Consider the following 3,533-nt stretch of genomic DNA (forward strand, 5'->3'; position numbering starts at 1 on the left):
GTGTCGTCCTCGGCGGCGCGCGCCGCCGGGGCGCGCGCGCGCCGTGCGCGCCCCCCACCCCCCCGCGCGCCCCCCCCCGCGGTGCCGCCGGCCCCCGTCGCGCCCGCGGGCGACCTCCCGGGACTGGCGGGATTCGAGGCCGTCCTGGCACCGTTCGCACGGGCGGCCGCCGAACTGCTCCCGGCCGACACCGGGGCCGGCACGGTCGATCTCGCCGCCGTCCGGGCCGAGTTCGTCCGGCGGCTCACCGCCACCCTGGCCAGGCGGTCCGCCCGGACACTGGTGCTGGAACTCGACTCCGCGCGCAGGCGCGGCGCCCTCGCGGGTGACACGCCGTCCGAACGGTTCCGCCACTTTGTGGTCATGACGGCACGTCAGGCCGGCCTCGCCGCGCTGTTCGCCGACTACCCCGTGCTCGCGCGTCTGCTGGGGCAGACCTGTCTGCACGCGGCCGCGGCGCTGACCGAGCTGCTCCACCGCCTCGCCGCCGATCGTGCGGAGATCACCGCCGAACTGCTGGGCGGAGCGGATCCGGGCGCCCTGGTCGGCGTGCACAGCGGGGCCGGGGACGGGCACCGGCGGGGCCGCAGCGTGGCCGTGCTGCAGTTCGCCGACGGCAGCCACGTGGTGTACAAACCGCGGCCGCTCCGCGCCCACCGGCACTTCAACGAGGTCGTCGACTGGTTCAACGCACGACCCGGCACGACCCGCCTGCCGGCGGCGGCCCTGCTGGACCGCGGCGCGTACGGCTGGGTCGAACACATCGCCCACCTGCCCTGCGGGACAGGTCGGTTGGGGACTTTCTACCGGCGTCAGGGGGCACTGCTGGCCCTGCTGTACGCCCTGGACGGCACCGATCTGCACTGCGAGAACCTGATCGCTCGGGGGGACGAGCCGGTCCTCATCGACGTCGAGACCCTGTTCCATCCGCCGCCCGCGGCACGCGGGGCGGACGACCCGGCAGCCGCGGCCCTGCAGTCGTCGGTACACCGGACGGGCCTGCTCCCGCACCTGCTCCTCGGGGACGCGGCGGCCGTGGACGCCTCCGGGCTGGGCGGCGACCCGGGCGCCCCGCTGCCGACCGATGCGGTGACGTGGGCGGATACCGGTACCGACCGGATGCGGCTGGTCCGCCGGCCGCAGACGCTCGTCGGAGCGGCGAACCGGCCGGTCCTCGGCGGCGTCACGGCCGAACCCGCCTCGTACACCGAGGAACTGCTCGACGGCTTCCGCGCGGGCTACCGGGCGGTCGTCGAAGGAAGGCGCGAACTCCTGGGCCCGCTGGGCCTGCTGGCCCGCTTCGCCGAGGCCGAGGTACGCGTCGTGCTGCGCCCCACCCAGACGTACGCGACGCTGCTCGCCGAGTCCACCCACCCGGACGTGCTGCGGGACGCGGCGCAACGTGCTGCGCTGTTCGCGGTCCTGGGCACGGACTGGTCGGCAGGTCCGGGTCATCCCGATGAACTCGGGCACGAGATGGCACAGTTGTGGGACGGTGACGTGCCGCTGTTCACCACCCGGCCGGGCTCGGTGGACCTGTGGAGCAGCGACGGGGCCCGTCTTCCCGGCGCACTGGAGCGGACCGGGCTGGACCGGGTGGCCGAGCGGCTCCGGGCGATGGGCGAGCCGGACCTCGCGGCGCAGCAGTGGGTCGTCCGGGCGGCGATGGCCGCGCGGTCGACCGCCGCCGCCCACGAACCCGCGGGTCTGCATCCGTCGGTGCCCGCCGGGTGGGCCGGATCAGGAGGGCCGGGCGGGCCGGGCGCGGATCCCGAGCACCTGCTCGACGCCGCCCGCCGCATCGGCGGCCTCCTCCTCGCCTCGGGCCACCGCGGTCCCGGGCGGACGAACTGGCTCGGCCTCGAACTCATCGCCGACCGTTACTGGCAACTCCGGCCGTGCGGTGCGGACCTGGGCGGTGGATATGCCGGGGTGGCGCTGTTCCTCGCCCAGCTCGCCGCCCTCACCGGGGAGGAGCGCTGGGCGGAGGCGGCCACCCGCGCGCTGGCGCCGCTGCCCTCGGTGCTGGAGCGGCTCGCGTCCCGGCCGCAGGACCTGGCGGCCGTCGGTCCCGGCGGCTTCGCCGGGCTGGGCGGCATCGCCTACGCGGTCACGGCGGCGGCCGCCGCCCTGGACGACCCCGCCCTGGCCGCGCTGAGCGGTCCCGCGGCCGAGCTGACCGCGGCGGCCGCCGAATCCGCGGCGGGCCCCGGGCTGGCGGACGGTCTGGCCGGCGGCCTCGCCGCGCTGCTCGCCGTGCACCGGGCGACCGGTTCGACCGCGGCCCGGCAGGGTGCCCGGGCGTGCGCGGCCCGGCTCGCCGCGAGCCCCCTGCCGGACGAGCCGGGCTTCGCCACCGGCGCGGCCGGGGTCGGCTGGGCGCTGCTCGGATTCGCGGCGGCCACCGGTGACGCCGGGTGCGAACGGGCCGGGCTGGCCGCACTGCGCGCGGCCGTCGCCGGACTGTCCGGGGAACGGCGGCCCGGCGGCGCCTGGTGCCGCGGGTGGGCCGGCGTTGCGCTGGCGGTGGCCGACCGGCCGGCGGCGGCCGGCGATGCGCAGCTGGCGGAGCTGGTGGCACGGACCGTCCGCGGCCTCGGCGCCCGGCCCGGTCCGCTGCCGGACCACAGCCCCTGCCACGGTGAGCCGGGTGTCCTCGAACTCCTCGGCCGCCTTGCCGACCCGGCCGCGACGGCGGTCCGGGAGCGGCGGGCCGACCGGCTGGCGACCGCGCTGGAACGGCACGGGCCCGTCTGCGGCACCCCGGGCGGCCTGGCCGCGCCCGGCCTGCTGACCGGACTGGCGGGCGTCGGCCACGGCCTGCTGAGACTGGGCTTCCCGGAGCGGACGCCCTCGGTGCTGCTGCTGCAGGCACCGACACCCTGAATGTGCGTCAGCGGCGCCAAGGCCCTGACGCTCGGAGGAGAGGAACGGAACCACCCATGCAGACCCTCGATGCCGTCCCCGTGCTCGACGCCGTCCCCGCAGCGGAGCGACCGCGTCCGCCCCGGGAGGAGGAGGCGGAGCACCCGCTCGGCGGGATCAGGCTGTGGACCGCCGGTGCCCTCGGGCAGCGGGCGGCCGCGCTGTCCGGCGGCGGTGAGGTCCTCGCACTGTCGCACACCCCGTACGAGACCATGACCTGGACCTCCCGGGACGGGAACACCGGCTGGTGAGCCCCGGGGGCCGGTCGGCCGTACCTGGCGGGGCGGGCGCGGCCGGCCTTACCGGATCAGGATCGCCTCGCATAGCCTGCGGCCATGTTTACCAGATCATCCGTCACGGTCGGCCGGGCCGGGGAAATATCGTTACTCGAAGGCTTTCTGACGAACTGTCGGGCAACCGGTGGTCGCGCGGTGCTCGTCTCGGGCGAGGCCGGGATCGGCAAGTCCCGGCTGGCCGGTGAGTGCGCCCGGCACGCTGCCGTGGGGGGGGGGGGGGGCGCGGGCACGCCGCGCCGCCCCCCCCCCCCCGCCCCCCCGCCGCGCCGCCCGCCCCCAGCCCCGCGACCGCGCCCTCGCCGACCGCGCGGC

General features: G+C 77.6%; 3 protein-coding genes. All 3 read left to right on the forward strand.

The window, feature by feature from the left end; all coding sequences use genetic code 11:
- Nucleotides 1–81 precede the first annotated feature (81 nt).
- Entirely contained in the window at nucleotides 82–2,886 is a 2,805-nt protein-coding gene (locus tag ACFV0G_RS37220; protein WP_380557589.1) for a type 2 lanthipeptide synthetase LanM family protein, read from the forward strand.
- A gap of 56 nt (nucleotides 2,887–2,942) precedes the next feature.
- Entirely contained in the window at nucleotides 2,943–3,176 is a 234-nt protein-coding gene (locus ACFV0G_RS37225; RefSeq protein ID WP_380557592.1) for a hypothetical protein, read from the forward strand.
- Between the two features lie 84 nt (nucleotides 3,177–3,260).
- On the forward strand, nucleotides 3,261–3,533 hold a 273-nt coding region (locus ACFV0G_RS37230), incomplete at its 3' end, for an AAA family ATPase (RefSeq protein WP_380557595.1).

Source organism: Kitasatospora sp. NPDC059571 (assembly GCF_042735675.1).
Taxonomy (GTDB): Bacteria; Actinomycetota; Actinomycetes; order Streptomycetales; family Streptomycetaceae; genus Kitasatospora.

What these genes read in the sequence shown, in the direction of transcription:
- ACFV0G_RS37225 (WP_380557592.1), top strand. Translation starts at nt 2,943, where the DNA reads ATGCAGACCCTCGATGCCGTCCCCGTGCTCGACGCCGTCCCCGCAGCG.